This is a genomic window from Pseudomonas sp. NCCP-436 (assembly GCF_019656335.1).
In the GTDB taxonomy this organism is placed as follows: Bacteria; Pseudomonadota; Gammaproteobacteria; order Pseudomonadales; family Pseudomonadaceae; genus Aquipseudomonas.
Genome location: NZ_BPLZ01000007.1, coordinates 52,876 through 71,181 on the forward strand (window position 1 = coordinate 52,876; position 18,306 = coordinate 71,181).

18 protein-coding genes and 2 tRNA genes are annotated in these 18,306 nt (G+C 62.3%); 10 read left to right on the plus strand and 10 right to left on the minus strand.

Going from position 1 to position 18,306, the window contains the following annotated elements; all coding sequences use genetic code 11:
- Nucleotides 1-19 precede the first annotated feature (19 nt).
- Genes NCCP436_RS09485 through NCCP436_RS09500 form a run of 4 tightly spaced genes read left to right on the plus strand, consistent with a single transcriptional unit; the run spans nt 20 to nt 3,944 of the window.
- Nucleotides 20-679, plus strand: coding sequence for an SGNH/GDSL hydrolase family protein (locus NCCP436_RS09485; RefSeq protein ID WP_220803752.1), 660 nt, complete (start codon nt 20-22; stop codon nt 677-679).
- Nucleotides 679-1,347: an alginate O-acetyltransferase AlgF gene (locus NCCP436_RS09490; protein ID WP_220803753.1), complete on the plus strand. Its 669-nt coding sequence runs from the start codon at nt 679-681 to the stop codon at nt 1,345-1,347. The genes NCCP436_RS09485 and NCCP436_RS09490 overlap by 1 nt, the downstream gene beginning before the upstream one ends.
- 10 nt (nt 1,348-1,357) lie before the next feature.
- Nucleotides 1,358-2,773 (plus strand): MBOAT family protein, encoded by a 1,416-nt coding sequence (locus NCCP436_RS09495; protein ID WP_220803754.1) that lies wholly within the window; start codon nt 1,358-1,360, stop codon nt 2,771-2,773.
- A gap of 10 nt (nt 2,774-2,783) precedes the next feature.
- Nucleotides 2,784-3,944, plus strand: coding sequence for a cell division protein FtsQ (locus tag NCCP436_RS09500; protein ID WP_220803755.1), 1,161 nt, complete (start codon nt 2,784-2,786; stop codon nt 3,942-3,944).
- A gap of 266 nt (nt 3,945-4,210) precedes the next feature.
- On the opposite strand, the gene NCCP436_RS09505 is transcribed toward NCCP436_RS09500, so the two are convergent.
- From NCCP436_RS09505 to NCCP436_RS09550, 10 genes are all read right to left on the minus strand, one after another.
- Nucleotides 4,211-4,286: transfer RNA gene (locus NCCP436_RS09505), tRNA-Thr, on the minus strand.
- A 314-nt stretch (nt 4,287-4,600) separates the two neighbouring features.
- A complete protein-coding gene (locus NCCP436_RS09510; RefSeq protein WP_220803756.1) occupies nt 4,601-5,815 on the minus strand; it encodes a methyltransferase in 1,215 nt (404 codons plus the stop codon).
- Nucleotides 5,816-5,865: 50 nt separating this feature from the next.
- A complete protein-coding gene (locus NCCP436_RS09515) occupies nt 5,866-6,621 on the minus strand; it encodes an ABC transporter permease (RefSeq protein WP_220803757.1) in 756 nt (251 codons plus the stop codon).
- On the minus strand, nt 6,618-7,313 hold the full coding sequence (locus NCCP436_RS09520; RefSeq protein WP_220803758.1) for an ABC transporter permease: 696 nt from the start codon (nt 7,311-7,313) through the stop codon (nt 6,618-6,620). Before NCCP436_RS09520 ends, NCCP436_RS09515 begins: the two co-directional genes overlap by 4 nt.
- Nucleotides 7,314-7,368: 55 nt before the next feature.
- The gene (locus NCCP436_RS09525; RefSeq protein WP_220803759.1) at nt 7,369-8,121 is read right to left on the minus strand and encodes an ABC transporter substrate-binding protein; all 753 of its coding nucleotides are present in this window, start codon (nt 8,119-8,121) and stop codon (nt 7,369-7,371) included.
- Nucleotides 8,122-8,136: 15 nt separating this feature from the next.
- Nucleotides 8,137-8,910 (minus strand): ABC transporter ATP-binding protein, encoded by a 774-nt coding sequence (locus tag NCCP436_RS09530; RefSeq protein ID WP_220803760.1) that lies wholly within the window; start codon nt 8,908-8,910, stop codon nt 8,137-8,139.
- A 234-nt stretch (nt 8,911-9,144) separates the two neighbouring features.
- Nucleotides 9,145-9,220 (minus strand) — tRNA-Phe (locus NCCP436_RS09535).
- 106 nt (nt 9,221-9,326) lie between these two features.
- The gene (locus tag NCCP436_RS09540; protein ID WP_220803761.1) at nt 9,327-9,599 is read right to left on the minus strand and encodes an oxidative damage protection protein; all 273 of its coding nucleotides are present in this window, start codon (nt 9,597-9,599) and stop codon (nt 9,327-9,329) included.
- Complete coding sequence (mutY, locus tag NCCP436_RS09545) at nt 9,596-10,663, minus strand: A/G-specific adenine glycosylase (protein ID WP_220803762.1); 1,068 nt, start codon at nt 10,661-10,663, stop codon at nt 9,596-9,598. The genes NCCP436_RS09540 and mutY overlap by 4 nt, the downstream gene beginning before the upstream one ends.
- On the minus strand, nt 10,660-12,885 hold the full coding sequence (locus NCCP436_RS09550) for an AsmA family protein (protein WP_220803763.1): 2,226 nt from the start codon (nt 12,883-12,885) through the stop codon (nt 10,660-10,662). Before NCCP436_RS09550 ends, mutY begins: the two co-directional genes overlap by 4 nt.
- Before the next feature lie 414 nt (nt 12,886-13,299).
- Here NCCP436_RS09550 and NCCP436_RS09555 point away from each other — a divergent pair, with 414 nt between their 5' ends.
- The 6 genes from NCCP436_RS09555 (at nt 13,300) to hisF (ending at nt 18,262) form a co-directional block, all read left to right on the plus strand.
- The gene (locus NCCP436_RS09555; protein WP_220803764.1) at nt 13,300-14,940 is read left to right on the plus strand and encodes an OFA family MFS transporter; all 1,641 of its coding nucleotides are present in this window, start codon (nt 13,300-13,302) and stop codon (nt 14,938-14,940) included.
- Nucleotides 14,941-15,140: 200 nt separating this feature from the next.
- Nucleotides 15,141-15,734 carry an imidazoleglycerol-phosphate dehydratase HisB gene (gene hisB / locus NCCP436_RS09560; RefSeq protein ID WP_220803765.1) on the plus strand — a complete coding sequence of 198 codons (594 nt, stop codon included), beginning with the start codon at nt 15,141-15,143 and terminating at the stop codon, nt 15,732-15,734.
- Nucleotides 15,734-16,372 carry an imidazole glycerol phosphate synthase subunit HisH gene (gene hisH / locus NCCP436_RS09565; protein WP_220803766.1) on the plus strand — a complete coding sequence of 213 codons (639 nt, stop codon included), beginning with the start codon at nt 15,734-15,736 and terminating at the stop codon, nt 16,370-16,372. The genes hisB and hisH overlap by 1 nt, the downstream gene beginning before the upstream one ends.
- Nucleotides 16,372-16,626 (plus strand): DUF2164 domain-containing protein, encoded by a 255-nt coding sequence (locus tag NCCP436_RS09570; protein ID WP_220803767.1) that lies wholly within the window; start codon nt 16,372-16,374, stop codon nt 16,624-16,626. Before hisH ends, NCCP436_RS09570 begins: the two co-directional genes overlap by 1 nt.
- 43 nt (nt 16,627-16,669) lie before the next feature.
- Entirely contained in the window at nt 16,670-17,407 is a 738-nt protein-coding gene (gene hisA / locus NCCP436_RS09575; RefSeq protein WP_220803768.1) for a 1-(5-phosphoribosyl)-5-[(5-phosphoribosylamino)methylideneamino]imidazole-4-carboxamide isomerase, read from the plus strand.
- Nucleotides 17,408-17,503: 96 nt separating this feature from the next.
- Nucleotides 17,504-18,262 carry an imidazole glycerol phosphate synthase subunit HisF gene (gene hisF / locus NCCP436_RS09580; RefSeq protein ID WP_220803769.1) on the plus strand — a complete coding sequence of 253 codons (759 nt, stop codon included), beginning with the start codon at nt 17,504-17,506 and terminating at the stop codon, nt 18,260-18,262.
- Nucleotides 18,263-18,306 lie beyond the last annotated feature (44 nt).

The following is an 18,306-nucleotide window of genomic DNA, read 5'->3' on the forward strand; positions in this document are numbered from 1 at the left end:
AGCCGAGGAGCCGCTATCGATGTCATCTTCCGTTCTTGCAGGACTGAGCCTGCTGATTCTGGGCGAGAGTCACATGAGTCTTGCCAACCATCTGACCGAACCCCTCAATGCCGCTCTGGTTGCCAAGGGCGCCAAGGTGCACTCCATTGGCGCCTGTGGTGCCAGTGCTGCTGACTGGCTGGTAGTCAAGAAGGTCGACTGCGGTGCCGAGCAGATCAATACCGGAAAGCTCCAGGTCAGGGCCAGCAGTGCCACTACCACGCCGATCAAGGAACTGATCGCTACCCACAAGCCGGACGTAGTGGTGCTGGTGATCGGCGACACCATGGCCTCCTATGACAAGCCGGCCTTTCCCAAGGCCTGGGCCTGGCAGAGCGTTACCGGGCTGACCAAGGCCATTGCCGAGACCGGCACCCGTTGCGTATGGGTTGGCCCAGCCTGGGGCAAGGTTGGCGGCATGTACAAGAAGAACGACCAGCGTACCCAGCTGATGTCGCAGTTCCTGGCTACCAACGTGGCGCCTTGTACTTATGTCGATTCGCTGCAGATGTCCAAGCCTGGTCAATGGATAACCACCGACGGCCAGCATTTCACCGTTGCTGGCTATAAGGCCTGGGGCAACGCCATTGCCGAGGCCATCAGCAAACTGCCAGCGGCCAGCCTGCGGGGGGAAAAGTGATGAGCAGACTGCACCAAGTTGTGGGCGCGGCCGCACTGCTGCTCGCCGCTAGCGCTCAAGCCGCCGAGATCCCGCTCTATCCCACAGGGCCGAGCGAGGATGCCGCCTTCCTGCGCTTCTTCAATGCCGGCAGCGAGCAACTGGCGTTGCGTGCCGCTGGCTCCCAGGCCAGCCTGGGGGTTGAGCCGGGTCGGGCCTCCGACTTTCTCACAGTTCCGGCCGGCAAGCCGGTGCAGGGCAGCCTGACGTTGGGCAGCCACGAGCAAGCGCTGGATATCAGGGTCGAGCCGGGTGAGTTTGCCACCGTGGTGGGTGTTGCCGATGCAGAGCAGGGGCTGCGCCTGCTGACGGTGCGCGAGCAGCCTGATGACTTCAATGCACTGAAGGCCTCGCTGGCCTTCTACAACCTTGATGGCCGCTGTGCCGCGGCCGGCGTACAGGTGGCGGGGCGCAGCGTCGCGATTTTCACCGACGTAGCCGAAGGCAGCCTGCAGCGCCGTTCGATCAACCCGGTGAAGCTGGCGGTGCAGCTCAGCTGTGCCGGCGAGCCGGTGGGCGAGCCGCTGGATCTTGGCGAACTGGCCGCCGGCCAACGCTACACCCTGCTGCTGGTGCCTTCGGCCAAAGGGCCAACGCTCCACCAGGCGCAGGACAATCTGGCCAACTGATGACGCAATCATGGTATTCGCCTCTCTGGAGTTCCTCATCCTGTTCCTGCCGGCATTCATGCTGGCCTACGCCCTGGCCAGGCCCGGGGGGCGCAACCATGTGCTGCTGCTCGGCAGCTGGTTCTTCTATGGCTGGCTGAGCCCGGCGTTCCTGCTGCTGCACATCGTCCTGACGGTGATCGGCTGGATTGGCGGGCTGCTGGTCGAACATACCCGTGAGGACTCGCGCCAGCGTATTCGCCTGCTGGTGGTGCTGATCACCATCAACGTGCTGGTGCTGTGCTGGTACAAATACGCCAACATCCTGGCCGCCACCTTCAACCAACTGATCACCCGCTATGGGGCGCTGCCGTTCGAGTGGCAGAAGGTAGCGCTGCCCGCGGGCCTTTCGTTCATCGTGCTGCAGGTGATTTCCTACCTGGTCGATGTGCACCGGCATGTGGTTCCGGTAGAGCGGCGTTTCACTAACTTTGCCACCTACCTGGCAATGTTCGGGCACTCCATCGCCGGACCGATCATTCGCTACGACTGGGTGCGTCAGGAGCTGAATCAGCGCTACTTCAACGCGCAGAACTTTGCCCTCGGTTCGCGCCGTTTCATGATCGGCATGAGCATGAAGGTGCTGGTCGCCGACAGCCTGTCCCCGCTGGTGGCGGTGGCCTTCGCTCAGCAGAATCCGTCCTTCGTCGACGCCTGGATCGGCTGCCTGGCCTACTCGCTGCAGCTGTTTTTTGACTTTGCCGGCTACAGCGCAATGGCCATCGGCCTGGGGCTGATGCTGGGCTTCCACTTCCCGGAGAACTTCAACCATCCGTACTGGGCGCGCAACATCCAGGATTTCTGGCGGCGCTGGCACATCTCGCTGTCGAGCTGGCTGCGTGACTATCTGTACATCGGCCTGGGCGGCAACCGCCGGGGGCTGTGGAAGACCTATCGCAACCTGTTTCTGATCATGGCCATCGGCGGCCTGTGGCATGGCGGCGACAGCTGGAACTACGTGCTCTGGGGCGCCGCCCACGGCATTGCGTTGTGTGTTGATCGCGCCTGGTCGCGCAACGGCCTGCCGGATCTTCCGGCGCCGCTGGCTCATGTGGTGACGTTGCTGTTCGTCTGTCTGGCCTGGACGCTGTTCCGCTCGCCGGATTTCGCCACCGCCCTGGACATGTACGCCGGCCAGTTTGGTCTGCACGCCTTCGCCCTGGGTGACGCCATGGCTGCCACCCTGCGTCCGGCCCATGGTATCGCCGCAGCGCTGGGCGTCGCCTGCCTGTTGCTGCCGCTGTGCCAGGCGCGTGCCGAGTCTCGCTTCGGTGAGCTTTGGCTGTTCCGCGCCGTCGGTGCGCTATGGCCGGTCTGTGGTTTCCTGCTGTCGTTCGCCCTGATCGCCAGCCGGGAAACCGTGCCGTTCCTGTACTTCCAGTTCTGAGGGCCTGCGCATGCCGAAGAAAGACGCTTCCCTCGCACCGGTCATGCCCAGCGCCATGATGAAGCGGCTCAGCCCGTTGGCAGGCGTGATCATGGCCCTGTTCCTGCTCGCCGGTCTGCTGTTCAGCCTGTGGGCGATGTTCGTCAGCGGTCGCGTCCAGTTGCTGCCCGAGCAGGTGAGCTGGGCCGATATACGTGAAGGCGAGATCACCCATCGCATTGCCCGTGAGCTGGCCAAGGTGCCTTTCGCCCAGCGTGCCGCCGACCTGGAACGGGCTGCCAGTTGGCTGCTGATCGGCGACACCGGGCCGCGGGTGCGCCCGGGCTGCCCGGGCTGGCTGTTCCTTGCCGACGAGTTGAAGATCCACCCGCAGTCCGAGGCCAGCGCCGCGGCACGGGTGGAAAAGGTGCGCGCCGTGCACGCCTGGCTGGGTGAACGCAACATCCGCCTGCTGCTGGTGCTGGTGCCGGACAAGAGCCGTATCGTCAGTGAGCAGCTGTGCAGTCTGGGACGCTCGCCGCAGCTGGCCGGTCGCCTGGCGCAGTGGCAGCAGGCGGTGCAGGCGGCCGGTGTGCCGGTGCTGAACCTGACCGACACCCTCGCCCCGCTGGGCAACGCGGCGTTCCTGCGCACCGACACCCACTGGAGCGAGGCCGGCGCCTCGCAGGCGGCGCAGCGGGTGGCTCGCGAGGTCAGAGCGCTGGGAATCGAACCCTCCCCGGTCAGGCAGTGGACACGCAGCGTCGGACCGGAACGGATTCGCCCCGGGGATCTGGTGCGCCTGGCCGGTCTGGACTGGCTGCCGGCGACTCTGCAGCCGGCTCAGGAGAGGGTCAGCGATTCACAGTTCAGCGCCGCCGAGGCAGCGGATGACGCCCTCAGCGAGGACGACCTGTTCGGTGACAGCCAGTTGCCCAACATAGCGCTGATCGGCACCTCCTTCTCCCGCGAATCCAACTTCGCCCCCTTCCTCGAGGCCGCGCTGGGCACCAGCCTGGGCAACTTCGCCCGCGACGGCGGCGAATTCTCCGGCGCCGCCAAGGCCTACTTCGGCAGCCCGGCATTCCGCCATACACCGCCGCAACTGGTGATCTGGGAAATCCTCGAACGCGACCTGCAGATGCCTTTCGAGGACTGGCCTCTACCGGAGCAGGGCACTGGCGCGTCCTGAACCGGGGCGGGCTTGGCGAGGGCTGCCGGTTTGGCCGGCAGCCTGACGAGTGAACGCCTGGAGTTCTCGACGAGGTGGAGTCACGGCTCTGTTCAGACGATCCGTGGAAGTAGGGTAGAACCCGACCTTGGTTGCTGACTCGGAGGGATATGACAGCAGGTAAAAACGGCAGGCGGGAGGTGCTGGTGCGATGGAATGCGTCTAGCGGAATGTAACCCCGGGGTAGAAACAAAAAAGGCCCACATCGCTGTGGGCCTTTATTTGTATGGTGCCGGCACCAAGAGTCGAACTCGGGACCTACTGATTACAAGTCAGTTGCTCTACCAGCTGAGCTATACCGGCGTAGAGTGGGGCGCCATTATAGCGATTGCGCGAGCGGTGTAAACCCGTGTGTTCGGTGCCAGATAGGCTGAAAGGCTCGTGATGAGTGCATCTGGCGCTGTAAGTGTCTTGTTTATGCACAAAGATGGGGCGATCTGCGCAATTGTTGCGTCGGTGTTGTGCTGTAACTCACGTTTTATTGCAAGTCTTTGTTTTTATTGAATTTATGAAATTGGCTGAAAATTGGTCAGCTGTTCGCAGGGCGCTTTGGCTGGGCGTTTGCGGCATTTGCCCAGAAAGGCTCAACAGACTTATCCACAGCTTGTGTGGGCAACTCAGGGGCGTTCGGCCAGCAGAAGCAGGTTGCGTGGACTCAGTCGGTAGTCGCAGAAGCTGCCGAGCCTGACGCTGTAGCCCTGTTCCATCAGGTAAAGAGCCCGATCGAGCAGCAGCCAGAGTTCCAGCGGTCGGCGGAACAGGTTGCGCAGCAGTTCCAGGTTGCGTACTTCGGCCAGGCGTTGCCAGCCGCGTGCTTCCAGATCCTGCCAGTCCTGGGAGCCAGGCGATGGCAGGTTTCGCAGGTTGGCGAGATCCTCGCAGAACTGCGGGAAGGGCTTGTCGAACCAGTGACCGGGTAGCGAGGGGGTCGGCAGGTACTGGTCGATATTACGCAGTTGGCGCTGTAGCAGGTCGAAGGCTAGTCGCCAGGCCATCGAACGGTCGCGCAAGCGGCGTACTCGGGCGCCTGCGGTGACGGTTTCGCACAGGGGCAGGGCGAGGTCGTCGCGGCTAAGTAGCAGTTGTGAGGCCTGGGCTGCGGCAGAAAGTGGCTGGTAGTGCGTGCTGGCGATGCGGTTGTAGCAGCAGGGGGCGACCGCCAGCTGCGTGCAGCCGCGACTACTGGCCAGTTGTAGCAGGCGTACGTGCAGGTCGCCGCAGGCATGCAGGGCGACCGGTGTGCGTGTCGCGTCGAGGTGGCGGTCGCTGTCTGCGGCCAATACGTCCTGTTGCAGGTGTTCGGCATCGACGCCCAGACGAAGGCTGAGCTGGTTGCCGGATTCGACCAGTGCCGGGTCGTACTCCAGGCAGGTCAGGCGCTGCTGTGCCTGCGTCAGCCAGCGGCCGAGATGCCCCTTGCCTGAGCACCAGTCGACCCAGTGACGGGGTTGGCGGGCGAAGGGCAGGTGGCTGGCGAAGGCCTGAATTTGCGCCAGTTTGCGTCCGGGCACGTCGACGCTGAAGCTGTCCGGGTGTGTCAGGGCGCTGCTGCAGGGCAGCTCGCCGAGGGCGGCAAGGTGAAAGGCCTGGCGGGCCAGTTCGGGAAAAGGCTCCGGTGCTGCCAGATTTGCCAGGCAGGCATCGCTTTCCTTGGCCTGTTCCAGCGTGCGGCTGCGCAGCCAATTGGCCAGCTCCGGAAATTCGGCTTCCCAGGGCAGGCTCAGGTGCTGGAACGGGCGCGGGCGCCAGAGGTGTTGGTGAGCGTGGAGAAATTGATCCAGTGCCTGGAAGCGCTCCAGCAACTCGTCGGAACAGAGAAAAGCGGTGGACATGTTTTCAGAGCGGCGAGGCCGGCCGCCGTTGCCGGCGGCCGGGAGGATGGTCAGCGGCCCTGGCAGGCGTCGACGCGCAGCCAGCGTTCAAGCAGGCGGAAGGCGCGAACCAGCACGAACGCGATCACCAGGTAGAACAGCCCGGCGGCGAAGAAGATCTCCACCGGCAGGTAGGTGCGCGCGATGATGGTGCGTGCCATCCCGGTCAGCTCCAGCAGGGTGACGGTGCTGGCCAGCGAGCTGGCCTTGAGCATCAGGATCACTTCGTTGCTGTAGGCCGGCAGGCCGATGCGCGCAGCTCGCGGCAGGATGATGTAGAACATCGCCTGGGCGCGCGACATGCCCAATGCCCGGGCTGCTTCGATCTCGCCGGGCGGTACGGCCTGGATGGCGCCGCGCAGGATCTCGGCGATATAGGCCGCGGTGTGCAGGGTCATGGTGACCACGGCGCAGACGAACGGATCGCGCAGGCCCTTGATGCGGAGGCTGAAGTCCCAGCTCCAGTCGCCGAGTGAGAAGCTGTGGGCCAGGGTCGTGCCGGTCCACAGTGCGCTCTGGCGTACACTTTCGAACTGCGATAGACCGTAGTAGAGCAGAAACAACTGCACCAGCAGCGGCGTACCACGGAAGAAGAAGATGTAGCCGTAGGGCAGAGCGCGTACGTACCAGTGCCTGGATGCGCGGGCGATGCCTATGGGCAAGGCGAGAATCAGCCCGGCGAGCACGGCGATGGCCACCAGCTCCAGGGTCAACATGGCCCCTTCGGCCAGGCGCGGCAGCCATTTGATGATGACTTCCCAGTTCATGATGCGCTCCGGATGAAGCCTCGGCTGGCGCGCTTCTCAAGGAAGTACAGGCCGATCATGGCGAGGATGGTCAGGCCCAGATAGATGAAGGCGGCGACCATGTAGAAGGTGAAGGGCTCCTTGCTGGCGGTCACGGCGATCTGCGAGCGGCGCATGATCTCTTCCAGGCCAATGACCGAGACCAGGGCGGTGTCTTTCATCAGGATCATGAACAGGTTGCCGAGGCCGGGCAGGGCGATGCGCCACATCTGCGGCAGGATCAGCTTCCAGAGAATGCGCGGGCGGGACAGGCCCAGTGCCAGGCCGGCCTCGCGGTGCCCCTTGGGAATGGCCAGGATGGCGCCACGGAACACTTCGGTGGCGTAGGCGCCAAAGCACAGGCCCAGGGCAATGGTGCCGGCGGCGAAGGCGGAAAGCTCCAGGCTTTCAACGCCAAGCAGGTCAGCCAGGCTGCGCATCAGGCCGACGGTGCCGAAGTAGATCAGCAGTACCCATAGCAGCTCGGGCACGCCGCGCACCAGAGTGGAATAACTGCCGCCGAGCCACTGTAGCAGCTTGTACGGCGAAGTCTTGGCCAGAGCGCCGAGCAGACCAAGCACCAGGCCCACCGCCAGCGCCGAGAGCGCCAGTTTGATGGTCATCAGAGTGCCGGCCGCCAGGGCGGGGCCGAATCCATGGAGATCGAGAATCATCGGAGGGCTCGAGCGATTGCGCCGCCGCAGGAGGCGGCGCAACGTCTTCAGGTCATCAGTAGATGCTGAACGGGAAGTACTTGTCGTTGATCTGCTTGTAGGTGCCGTCTTCGATGATGGCCTGCAGAGCAGCATTCAGCTTCTCGCGCAGCGGATCGCCCTTGCGCACGGCGATGCCGATCTTGTCGTTGTCGAATACCGGCTCCCCCTTGAACTCGAAGTCCTTGCCGGCGTCACTCTTGAGCCACTCCCAGTTGACGAAGGTGTCAGCCAGTACGCCATCGAGGCGACCCGAGGACAGGTCGAGGTAGGCGTTTTCCTGAGTGTCGTAGAGCTTGATGTCGACTACCTTGCCCAGGTTGTCTTCCAGCCAGGTGCCGGCGATGGTGGCGCGTTGGGCGCCGATCACCTTGCCCTTGAGGCTGGCTTCGTCGGTTTTGAAGTCGGCCGACTTGGGTGCGATGAACTGCAGTTTGTTGGTGTAGTAGGGCTCGGTGAAGTCCACGGCGGCCTGGCGTTCTTCGGTGATCGACATGGAGGCGATCAGGAAGTCGAACTTCTTGGCGTTCAGGGCCGGGATGATGCCGTCCCAGTCGGAAGTGACCACTTCGCACTCGACGGCCATCTTGGCACACAGCGCCTGACCGATTTCTACGTCGAAGCCGGTGACCTGGCCGCTGGCATCGATCAGGTTGAAGGGAGGGTAGGCGCCTTCGGTACCGAGTTTCAGTTTGTCAGCTGCGACAGCGCTGGTGCCGAAAGCCAGGGTAGCGGCTGCGGCCAGCAGGATCTTCTTATAGTTCTGCATGCGTGTTGCTCCGTATTAGCGATTGCTGGACATGAATTGTTTACAGCGTGCCGAGGTCGGGTTATCGAATACCTGAGCGGGTGGGCCCTGTTCCTCTACCAGGCCCTGGTGGAGAAACACCACCTCGCTGGAAACCTGGCGAGCAAAACTCATCTCGTGTGTTACCAGCAGCATGGTACGCCCCTCTTCGGCGAGCGCGCGAATCACATTAAGCACTTCTTGTACCATTTCCGGGTCGAGCGCCGAGGTCGGCTCATCGAACAGGATTACCTTTGGCTGCATGGCCAGAGTCCGGGCAATGGCTGCGCGCTGCTGCTGGCCGCCGGACAGTTGGTTGGGATAGACATGGCGCTTGTCGGCAATACCGACCTTGGCCAGCAGGGCTTCAGCTACCTCGATGGCTTCAGCCTTGCTCTGGCCCAGTACGCGGCGTGGTGCTTCGATAATGTTGTCGAGCACGCTCATGTGTGGCCAGAGGTTGAAGTTCTGGAAGACGAAGCCGATCTCGCTGCGCATGCGGTTGATCTGGCGGTTGTCCGCAGCGATCAGCTCGCCATTCTTGGCCGCCTTGAGCTTGAGCTCTTCGCCGGCGACGAAAATCTGCCCCTCGTGCGGGTTTTCCAGCAGGTTGATGCAGCGCAGGAAGGTGGACTTGCCGGAGCCGGAGGAGCCGAGAATGGAGATGACGTCGCCGTCTCTGGCCGTCAGTGAGATGCCCTTGAGCACCTCCAGATCGCCGTAGCGTTTGTGCAGGTTGCGTATTTCCAGCGCGGGCGTCGCCTGGGCCATGGGGTTGGATCCTCTTCTTCTTCGTATGCGCTCCGGCGACCTTCTGCCGGCCTGGCTGGCGGCCAACCTAGCATAGCGTTTCATTGAGCGCCAAGCCGTTTGCCCGGCTTGCGGCGGTTGCGTCGCTTGGTCGCAGCAGGTTGTCGCGAAGGCGCAATATTGCCGTATGGAATGACGAAGGACTGAAACAAAAAAGCCCCAGCGCATGGCTGAGGCTTTTTATAGGGGTATTCATGGTGCCCAGGGACGGAATCGAACCGCCGACACGGGGATTTTCAATCCCCTGCTCTACCAACTGAGCTACCTGGGCCAACGGGGCGCTATTAGACGGTTTTGATGGATCAGTGTCAAGCGCGAGTTGGAAAAAATTTAAATATATCGGGCGTTTAGCGTCACGGCGGGGCCGCACGGCGGCTTCAGGCCTCCGGCGGCACGTAGCCTTCGGCTTTGGCGTAGTCCTCGCCGGAGAGGAATTTGTCCATTTCGCTCTGCAGGAACTTGCGATCTTCGGCGTTCATCATGTTCAGACGACGCTCGTTGATCAGCATGGTCTGGTGCTTCTGCCATTCGTCCCAGGCCTGGCGGGAAACGTTGTTGAAAATGTCCTCGCCTTTCGGGCCGGGGTAGGGCGCGCGATCCAGGCCGGGCAGTTCCTGTTTGTACTTGCGGCACATCACAGTACGGGTCATGTCGGTTCTCCAGCAGTAATGGCTTGGGCCGCGCGTTTCAGTAGCTTTTTCACCGGGGCTGCCAGGCCCAGGCGCGGCGGGGTGGCGAGGTTATACCAGAGCCAGTCGGCCTCGGCCACGCGCTGCGGCTGTTCGCTGGCCGGTATCAGCCAAGGCTCGATGCTCAGTTGAAAGTGGCTGAAGGTGTGCACCAGGCGTGGTAGCGCGCGGGGCCGGCCGAGCTGCAGTTGCTGCTGGTGGCCCAGCTCGCTCAGCCGGTCGAGGCTGTCCAGTTCCGGCAGGCTCCATAGGCCGCCCCACAGGCCGCTGGCCGGGCGACGGTAGAGCAGGATCTCGCCGCTGGCGTTGACCAGCAGGGGCATTAGCGTGCGTCTTTGCGGTAGTGCCTTGCGCGGTTTGGGCATCGGATAGCTGGTCTCCCGGCCCTGAAGATGGGCCTGGCAGCCGCTACGCACTGGGCAGAGCAGGCAGCTTGGTTTGCTGCGGGTGCAGAGGGTGGCGCCAAGATCCATCATCGCCTGGGTGTAGTGGCCGACCCGATCGTGCGGCGTCAGGCGTTCGGCCAGTTCCCATAGCTGGCGGGCCACCTTCGGTTCGCCTGGATAGCCTTCCTGTGCGGCATAGCGTGCCAGCACGCGCTTGACGTTGCCGTCGAGGATCGGAGCGCGCAGGCCCATGCTCAGGCTGGCGATGGCTCCGGCGGTGGAGCGGCCGATGCCCGGCAGTTCGCTGAGGGCCTCGACGCTGCGCGGAAATTCGCCGCCATGCTCGCGCATGATGATTTGCGCGGTCTTCTGCAGGTTGCGGGCGCGGGTGTAGTAGCCCAGCCCCGTCCACAGGTGCAGCACTTCATCTTCGGGGGCTGCGGCCAGGTCTTTTACGCTCGGCAGGGTGGCCATGAAACGGTCGAAATAGCCGAGTACGGTGCTGACCTGGGTCTGCTGCAGCATGATTTCCGAGACCCAGACGCGATAGGGCGTGATGTTCTGCTGCCAGGGCAGATCCTTGCGGCCGTGCTGGTCGTACCAGGCTAGCACGGCGCTGTTGAACTGCTCGGGAGTCATCGGTTGAACAGACCCTTGAGCGCGTCTTTCAGATCCGGACTGACCTTGTCGCCGAGCTTCTTCTCCAGCTTCTCAGTCAGCTTGTTGCCGGCCAGGCGTGCGGCAATCTTGCCGAGACCATCCTGATCCAGGCGGCAGGCCTTGGCGCCCAGCTCCAGCGGGCCGCGGCAGCGCAGCGGCCACTCGATGCCGACGTAGCGTTCGTTGATCTGGCAGGCTGGATCCGGCATTTCGCGGCTGTCGCCTTCGAGAGTGACGCCGATGCGGTAGTCCAGGCCAAGTACGCGTAGGTCGAGGTCGCCGCTGCCGGCCACTGACAATCCGGGGATCTGTACCAGTAGGTCCGGGGTGTGGGCTATGCCGTTACGGACACTGAGGCTGCCCTTGAGTGTGCGGAAAGGGGTGTCGCGGCCTGAGGGTGGATTGCTCAGAGGCTTGCGGTTGAGTGTGGCGATGCCGCGACAGAGCTGCTGCTCAAGGTTGGCATCCGGCAGTACACCGTCATTGAGGACGAAGCCGGCGTCGCCATTGAGTGTCTCGATCCAGGCTTTCTGGCTGTTGCCGCGGGTTTCGAAGCGGGCATCCAGATCCAGCAGGCCACGAACCGGCGCGGGCTGGTTCTCCTGCTTAAGCAGTGGCTCGACGGGCAGGCGGCTGACGCGTTGCTCCAGAGTCAGTTGTGGTTCGGCCTGGCGTACGTCGATCCGTCCCTTGCTGTTGAAGCTGCCGCCGTGCAACTTGCCGCGTGCTTCCTCAAGGGTGATCAGTCCGGCGCGGCCTTTGGCCTTCAGATGCAGATCCTGCAGCGGGTACTGCTCGTACTGCAACTGACCGATGCTCAACACGGCTTCCAGATCAAGCTTGCGCAGCCGGTCCACGGGCAGCACTTGGGCGTCATTCCAGGCCTGCTGAGTGGGGGCGTTGGGCAGTGGCGTGGTACCGCTGGAGCCGGCGCTGGCAACGCTTTCCCGTACTTCGGCCCGGCGTGCCTCGGCGGGGCCGTCCTTATCCTTGGGGGGCAGGTAGCGGTTGAGGTCGAGGCGATCGGCCTTGAGTTCGGCGCGCAGTGCCTGGTGTGCCAGATCCGTAATGCCGAGCTGGCCGCTGAGGGTGGTGTCGTCGAGTTGCATCCGCAGTTCTTCGAACATCATGCCGTTGAGTGAGCCGTTCAGCCGGCTGGACAGCTCGAACTGGGCGAGGCTTTGCGCGTTGCGCATGGGCGGCAGTTCGATACCGATGCCCTGGAGAAATTCGCGCAGGTTGATGCTGGCAATGGACAGGCCGCCGGATATCTGCGGTTCCTTGTCCAGTTCGCGGACCTTCAGTTCGCCGAGGGCGCGCAGTTGGTTCGCCGACAGCTTCAGGTTGTTCCACTCGGCAATGTTGGCGGCCAGATCCACCAGCAGTTGGCCCTGGGCAGAGAAGTTGAGGGTCTTGCCCTTGAGCGGCTCGCCAGAGGCCTCACCGCTCAGGCGCAGATCTTCCAGCTGATAGCGACCGAGCTGGCGATCGAAGCGCAACTGGCCTTGGAGTTCGCTGCGGGCACGCAGCAGTGGCTGGTTGGTGCCGAAGAAGGCGCTGAAGCTGAGCGGAATGCTGCTGCCTTCACGGATGGCGCCGGTCTTCAGCTCGATGTTTTCGAGAGTGAACTGCTGGCCCTTCTGTGCATCGCTGTAGTCGATGCGCGAATTGCTCAGCGTCAGGCTGTCGATGTCCATCTTCAGCGGCTGGCTGGCGGGTTTTTCGCTCGACTGGTCTGGCGGCATGTTGTCACGCGGCGTCGATTCGCCGGGTGCTGGCTGTGCGGTGCTGGCCTGTGCCGGGCGGCCGATACCTTCCCAGTTGCCGCGGCCCTGTTCGTCACGCTGCAGGCTGAGGTTGAGGCCGTCGATGCGGATGTCGCTCATCTGCACTTCCTTGCGCAGCAGCGGCAGTACCCGAACCGACAGACCGAGCAGGCGCAGGTCGGCGAAGGGGGTGTCGGGGCTGTCGGCGCTGGCCAGGGTAGCATCGGTCAGTTCCAGACCCAGCCAGGGAAACAGGCTCCAGCCGATGTCGCCGCGCAGTTGCAGCTCCAGATTGGCCTTGTCGCGGGCAACCTGGCGGATCTCGTCCTTATAGTCGTTGGGATCGAACAGGTGTGTCAGGGCGAACAGCAGCGCCACGATGATCAGCAGCAGGCCGAGGATGAACAGGCCGAGAATCTTGCCTAGCGCTTTCATGGACGGTTCCTTGTTTGGTTGCAGGACGACAGCGGGCGCAAGAGGGCGATTATAGCGTCTTGCGGCAGCAGTCTGACGCCTCTGTCCACCGGCCCGGCAGGGGGTTGGATGCATGTCCGGTAATGCGGTTCCCTGTTTCTTTCGACAAGGTTTCTCTGTTCTCGGGAAGACTTCCCGAGCAATTCATCCTCTGCATGGGACGAAAGTCGTAGGTGGATCGATGTGCTCTATCGAGTGATAGATCGAGTCTTTTGTTTATTGCTAAAAATAAGAGAAAATCCAGATAAAAACTAAAAAAATACTGATTTTTTGGTGTTTTTTATCGCTGCATTGCTAGTCTTTGCCCGTCTATGGCTGCGGTTGGCTTTCGCGGTCGCCCTTGTTTGCACGAACCCATAACAAGAGATATTTCTCATGACTGACGCCTTCGTACTGGACGGCGCCGCCACGCGGCCGGCATTCCTGTCTAGGGAGCGCATCATTGCGCGTCCTGGTTTCAATCGCTGGCTGGTGCCGCCGGCGGCCCTCGCCATTCACCTCTGCATTGGCATGGCCTACGGTTTTTCCGTTTTCTGGCTGCCATTGTCCCAGTCCGTCGGCGCTGCCTGTGCTCCGGACATAGGGTTCTTTGAGCAGATATTCGCCAGCCACTGTGACTGGCCGATTTCCATGCTGGGCTGGATTTATACCCTGTTCTTCGTTTTTCTCGGCTGTTCGGCTGCCGTCTGGGGTGGTTGGCTGGAGCATGCCGGGCCGCGCAAGGCCGGTGTGGTATCGGCCCTTTGCTGGTGCGGCGGTCTGCTGATCTCGGCGCTGGGCGTATACAGCCACCAGATCTGGCTGATGTGGCTGGGCTCCGGGGTAATTGGTGGTATCGGTCTGGGGCTGGGGTACATTTCTCCGGTGTCGACGTTGATCAAGTGGTTCCCGGATCGTCGTGGAATGGCCACCGGCATGGCGATCATGGGCTTCGGCGGTGGGGCAATGGTCGGTGCGCCGCTGGCGACTCTGCTGATGAGCCATTTTGCTACTGACGGAGACGCAGGGGTATGGCAGAGCTTCGTGGCGATGGCGCTGATCTATTTCGTATTCATGATCGGTGGTGCGCTGTCCTATCGTGTGCCACCCAGTGGCTGGAAGCCTGCCGGCTGGGCTGCGTCGTCGGCCAGTACCGGCGGCATGATCACCCGTGGTCATGTGCATGTGAACACGGCCTGGAAAACCCCGCAGTTCTGGCTGGTCTGGGCGGTGCTGTGCCTGAATGTCTCGGCCGGCATCGGCATCATCGGCATGGCTTCGCCGCTGCTGCAGGAAGTGTTCGCCGGTCGCTTGATTGGTGTGGATCTGGCGTTCAACGAACTGAGCCCGGCGCAGTTGGGCGAGATCGCCGCGATTGCTGCCGGCTTCACCGGTCTGCTCAGCCTGTTCAACATCGGAGGGCGCTTCTTCTGGGCTTCCTGCTCGGATTTTATCGGTCGCAAGGGCACCTACTTCGTGTTCTTCGGGCTGGGGCTGTTGCTCTATGCCGCGGTGCCGATGCTCGGCCAGCTGGGTAGTCTGGCGCTGTTCGTGCTGGCGTTCTGCGTGATTCTGTCGATGTATGGTGGTGGCTTCGCTACGGTGCCGGCCTATCTGGCCGATCTGTTTGGTACGCAGATGGTCGGGGCGATCCATGGTCGCCTGCTGACTGCCTGGGCAGCTGCAGGGGTGCTGGGCCCGGTACTGGTCAACTACCTGCGTGAGTACCAACTGAGCCTGGGGGTGGAGAAGGCTGCGGCCTATGACATGACTCTGTACATCCTTTCCGGTCTGCTCGCGTTGGGTTTCATCTGCAACGCGCTGGTGCGCCCGGTTGCGCCGAAGTATTTCATGAGTGAGGCTGAACTGGCGGCCGAGTGCGCGCATGGAGAGCGCTCTGTGCCAGCGGAGAGCGAGTTGCAGTGGGCGGCGAATCCGTCCAGCCGGCCTTGGGTGGTGGCGGCCTGGCTGGTGGTCGGCATTCCTCTGGCCTGGGGGGTGTGGGTCACCCTGCAGAAGACCTTGGTGTTGTTCTGAGTCGCTGTTTGCGAGCACTTTTTCCGAGTGTTTTGCAGAGCTGCGCAGGGACCCGTTGCCTGTCGGCAGCGGGTCTTTCTTTTTATTAAGTGTCCTGTAGGTGTCCGCTGTCTGTTGGGCCGAGCGCTTCGGTAGCCCTTCATCGCCCGTCACGCCTATAATGCGAGCCTTTTCCCCCTGGCTATTTCGTGGAGCTGGTGATGGCCGAACGTACGGCGTCCGTCGAACGCAACACTCTGGAGACCCAGATCAAGGTCTCGATCAATCTGGATGGCACCGGCAAGGCCAAGTTCGACACTGGCGTGCCGTTTTTCGAACACATGCTTGACCAGATCGCCCGTCACGGGCTGATCGATCTGGATATCTACTGCAAGGGCGACCTGCATATCGATGACCACCACACAGTGGAGGATGTCGGTATCACTCTCGGTCAGGCTTTTGCCAGAGCCGTTGGCGACAAGAAAGGCATGACCCGCTATGGCCACTCCTATGTTCCGCTGGACGAAGCACTGTCGCGTGTGGTGATCGACTTTTCCGGCCGGCCCGGGCTGACCATGAACGTGCCATACACCCGCGCCACCGTCGGCGGCTTTGACGTCGACCTGTTCCAGGAGTTCTTCCAGGGTTTCGTCAACCACGCTCAGGTCACCCTGCACATCGACAACCTGCGCGGCAGCAACACCCATCATCAGATCGAGACCGTGTTCAAGGCTTTCGGTCGTGCACTGCGCATGGCGCTGGAGATGGATCCGCGCATGGCCGGACAGATGCCGTCGACCAAGGGATGCCTGTGATGCAAACCGTTGCCGTTATCGACTATGGGATGGGCAACCTGCACTCGGTGGCCAAGGCACTGGAGCATGTCGGAGCCGGCCGGGTGCTGGTTACCAGCGATGCTCGGGTGATCCGCGAGGCCGATCGCGTAGTGTTTCCGGGCGTTGGCGCGATCCGCGACTGTATGGCCGAGATCAGGCGGCTGGGCTTCGACGAACTGGTGCGTGAAGTCAGCGTGGATCGTCCGTTCCTCGGTATCTGCGTTGGCATGCAGGCGTTGCTCGAACGCAGTGAGGAGAATGACGGGGTCGATTGTATCGGCCTGTTCCCGGGACAGGTGCGCTTTTTCGGCAAGGATCTGAGCGAGGATGGCGAGCCTCTGAAGGTGCCGCACATGGGCTGGAATGAAGTCGCCCAGATCCATCATCACCCTCTGTGGCACGACATTCCGGATCGTGCCCGCTTCTATTTCGTGCATAGCTACTACGTCGAGGCGGCCCGTTCGCAGCAGGTGGTTGGTCGGGGGCACTATGGCAAGGATTTCGCCGCAGTACTGGCCGATGGTTCGCGCTTTGCCGTGCAGTTCCATCCGGAAAAGAGTCATCGCCACGGCTTGCAGTTGCTGCAGAACTTCATTGCCTGGGATGGCCGCTGGTAATGGCGTGCTCCAAGGGGCCAAGCCTGGCGCTGGAGCCTGTTCAGGAACGGGCTGCGCTGTTGCTGTTGCAGCGCTTTCTCGATGAGCGTTACGAGCTGCGTCTGGGCACCTTCGAGGTGCAGGAGCTGCTCGATCTGGTAACCCGTGAGCTGGCACCTCATTACTACAACAAGGCCATTCTCGATGTGCAGGAGCACCTGAAGAACAGGTTCGAAAGCATCGAGAGTGACCTATGGGCGCTCGAGAAGAGCTGACCCCACGGATTTTCCGATTCCACGATTTGAGCAGGTTCTACCGATGCTGATTATCCCCGCTATCGATCTTAAAGACGGCGCCTGCGTGCGCCTGCGTCAGGGCCGCATGGAAGACTCCACGGTGTTCTCCGATGATCCGGTGAGCATGGCGGCCAGGTGGGTCGAAGGCGGCTGCCGTCGTCTGCACCTGGTGGATCTGAATGGTGCCTTCGAAGGTCAGCCGGTCAACGGTGAAGTGGTCACCGCCATCGCCAGGCGCTACCCAACTCTGCCGATCCAGATCGGCGGCGGCATCCGCACCCTGGAGACCATCGAGCACTACGTGCGTGCCGGGGTCAGCTACGTGATTATCGGTACCAAGGCCGTTAAAGAACCCGAGTTCGTCACGGAGGCGTGCAAGGCCTTCCCGGGCAGGGTGATCGTCGGTCTGGATGCCAAGGATGGTTTCGTCGCCACCGATGGCTGGGCGGAAGTGTCCAGTGTGCAGGCGACCGACCTGGCCAGGCGCTTCGAAGCCGACGGTGTCTCGGCCATCGTTTATACCGATATCGCCAAGGACGGCATGATGCAGGGCTGCAACGTCGAAGCCACCGCCACACTGGCCGCGGCCAGCCGCATCCCGGTGATTGCCTCCGGCGGTATCCACAATCTGGGTGATATCGAGAAGCTGCTGCTGGCCCGTAGCCCCGGCATCATCGGCGCCATCACTGGCCGCGCCATCTATGAAGGCACTCTGGATGTGGCCGAGGCGCAGAGCTTCTGCGACAACTTCAAGGGTTAAGTCAGGCGTTGGGTGGAAAACCGCAAAGCGTTTTCCACCAGTCGATGGTGAGCAGACAGAGCATTGCCCACCCTAAAGAACTGCGAGAGCACCGATATGGCACTGGCCAAACGCATCATTCCTTGCCTGGACGTGGACAACGGCCGCGTGGTTAAGGGCGTCAAATTCGAGAATATCCGTGATGCCGGCGACCCGGTTGAAATCGCTCGTCGTTACGATGAGCAGGGCGCTGACGAAATCACCTTCCTTGACATCACCGCCAGCGTCGACGGTCGTGACACCACCCTGCACACTGTCGAGCGCATGGCCAGCCAAGTGTTCATTCCGCTGACTGTCGGCGGTGGCGTGCGCACCGTGCAGGACATCCGCAACCTGCTCAATGCCGGTGCCGACAAGGTGTCGATCAATACCGCTGCGGTGTTCAATCCGGAGTTCGTCGGTGAGGCCGCCGCGCGCTTCGGTTCGCAGTGCATTGTCGTAGCCATCGATGCCAAGCGTGTGGCGCCGGGGCGCTGGGAGATCTTCACCCACGGCGGGCGCAAGCCTACCGGCCTGGATGCCGTGGCCTGGGCAAAAAAGATGGAAGACCTCGGAGCTGGCGAGATCCTGCTGACCAGCATGGATCAGGACGGTGTGAAGAGCGGTTATGACCTGGGTGTGACTCGCGCCATAAGCGAGTCCGTACGCATTCCGGTGATCGCCTCTGGCGGTGTTGGCAATCTGCAGCACCTGGCCGATGGCATTATCGAGGGCAAGGCAGATGCGGTTCTGGCTGCCAGCATCTTTCACTTCGGTGAGTACACAGTGCCCGAAGCCAAGGCCTATCTGGCCAGTCGCGGCATCGTTGTGCGCTAGACCCTGCTGTCCCAGTGTCAGGAATGGACTCGTCTGCGGCTTCA